Source organism: Sulfurovum sp. bin170, assembly GCF_010892395.1.
Taxonomy (GTDB): domain Bacteria; phylum Campylobacterota; class Campylobacteria; order Campylobacterales; family Sulfurovaceae; genus UBA1140.
Genome location: NZ_JAACKB010000118.1, coordinates 1 through 1,770 on the forward strand (window position 1 = coordinate 1; position 1,770 = coordinate 1,770).

1 protein-coding gene is annotated in these 1,770 nt (G+C 38.9%); it reads right to left on the bottom strand.

The annotated features are described in order from the left end of the window. Window positions 1–49 precede the first annotated feature (49 nt). The coding region (locus GSY74_RS02850) for an SUMF1/EgtB/PvdO family nonheme iron enzyme (protein ID WP_164663603.1) at window positions 50–1,770 on the bottom strand (1,721 nt) is incomplete at its 5' end.

Here is a 1,770-nt window from a genome sequence, read left to right on the forward strand (position 1 = left end):
AAAATCCTGCGTAACTGGTGATTTTATTGGAGTTGTACTCTTCTCCTTTTTATAAAGTTCTCACTACACGAAAACCACTATTGTAATCTCGACCCGTAGGATAACCTTTGTGACGATTGGAAGAGTGGGTATATTCCGAATCATTATGCCATGAACCACCACGAAAAACTTTCCTATCTACATTGGTTTTTGGGCTACTGTAACTCTCTAAGTACCAATCTTCACACCACTCCCAGACATTTCCATACATATCATGGACACCCCACTGGTTTGCTCTGAAGCTTCCTGTAGGAGCAGTATATCTATAACCATCATTCCAGTTCTCTCTCCATGAAATATCTGTACTATTATCAGCTATATTTGCATAGTCTAATAGATATTTTTTGCTATCTCCAAAACTCCATTTACTCTTTGTACCTGCTCTAGCCACAAACTCCCACTCAGCCTCTGTTGGCAATCGGTAGTGCTTAGATATTTTTTTGCTCAACCATCTAGTGTATGCTTTGGCATCATTCCAACTTACACATACAACAGGTTGACTGTCCGTTTGTGGAAAGTTTGGATTTTCCCAGTTGGTATCATCTTTATATCCCCAATCTCCATTGCCACTCTTGTCAATATAGCACCCATCACCTTTCTGGGCATCTGTTTTATAGTTGGTCTCATTGATAAATTTTCTAAACTCTCCCACGCTCACCTCATACTTTCCTATCTCAAAATCATAATCAATATCTACACTCCTGCTTCCCATATGGAAACTCCCCTTTTCAATCTTGACCATTTCGGGTTCTTGAAACGGTTCTTTATCTATTTTTAGGCTAATGGTATTATCATTTTTAAAATTTATTTTGAACTTTTTGGTAACGTAGCCACTCTTTGATAGGGTAACCATATATGTACCTCTCTTAAATCTCATCCTCTCATACCACTCAACTCCTCCTATATCTATAGTTACATCAGTAGGATTGGTTTTAAAGCTTGGAGTGGTGTAGAGTCCGTTATCTTGGTCTGTTAGTGATTTTGTGCTATTCTTTTTTTTGTTAGGTAGAGTAAAATAGAAATCTCCATATATTGAGGAGCTAGACCATGGAACTTGTGCATTGTTGGAGTCTCGCATAACATTCTCTCTAACTCTTTTAAAGACATCTTCTATCTTTAATCCACTCTGATTGATATATCTAATGAGATATTTTGTAAAGAGTCCATTCCCCTCATCCCCATCCTCTGCAATCCTCCCTGGGGCGGTAGCATAGGCAACATAGATACCACTGGCACTATTTAGTGGGGCTAATCCACCTGAACCATCTCTGCCAAATGGATTGCTTCTACAGGAGTCCAAGATAACGATATTGAGCCTATTTTTTGCCTCCTCCATAGCAGATACGACAATATCTGTGGAGACCGATTTGCTTTTAACAAACTTTTTGGATGGGATTCTAGCATCAGTTGGGATTAGATAGTTGACTCCACCTACCTCTATACCGTGACCTGCATAGTAGAATAGTCCAACACCTTTTCCCACGCTTAATCTATTGGCAAAACTCTCTATTGCACTCTCCATCTCCATCTGAGAAGCATCTTCAAGGTAGATGACAGAGAAGTTTTTCTCTTTTAAAATATCTCTCATTGCAGTAGCATCATTGATGGGATTTTTCAACACATTCAGAGAGCTATAGTCTTGATTTCCAATAACCAAAGCAACTCTAGCTTCAACCTTCATCGTACTAGAGAGTCTAATTGACCTATCAACACTAATACCCGCATTAGAAA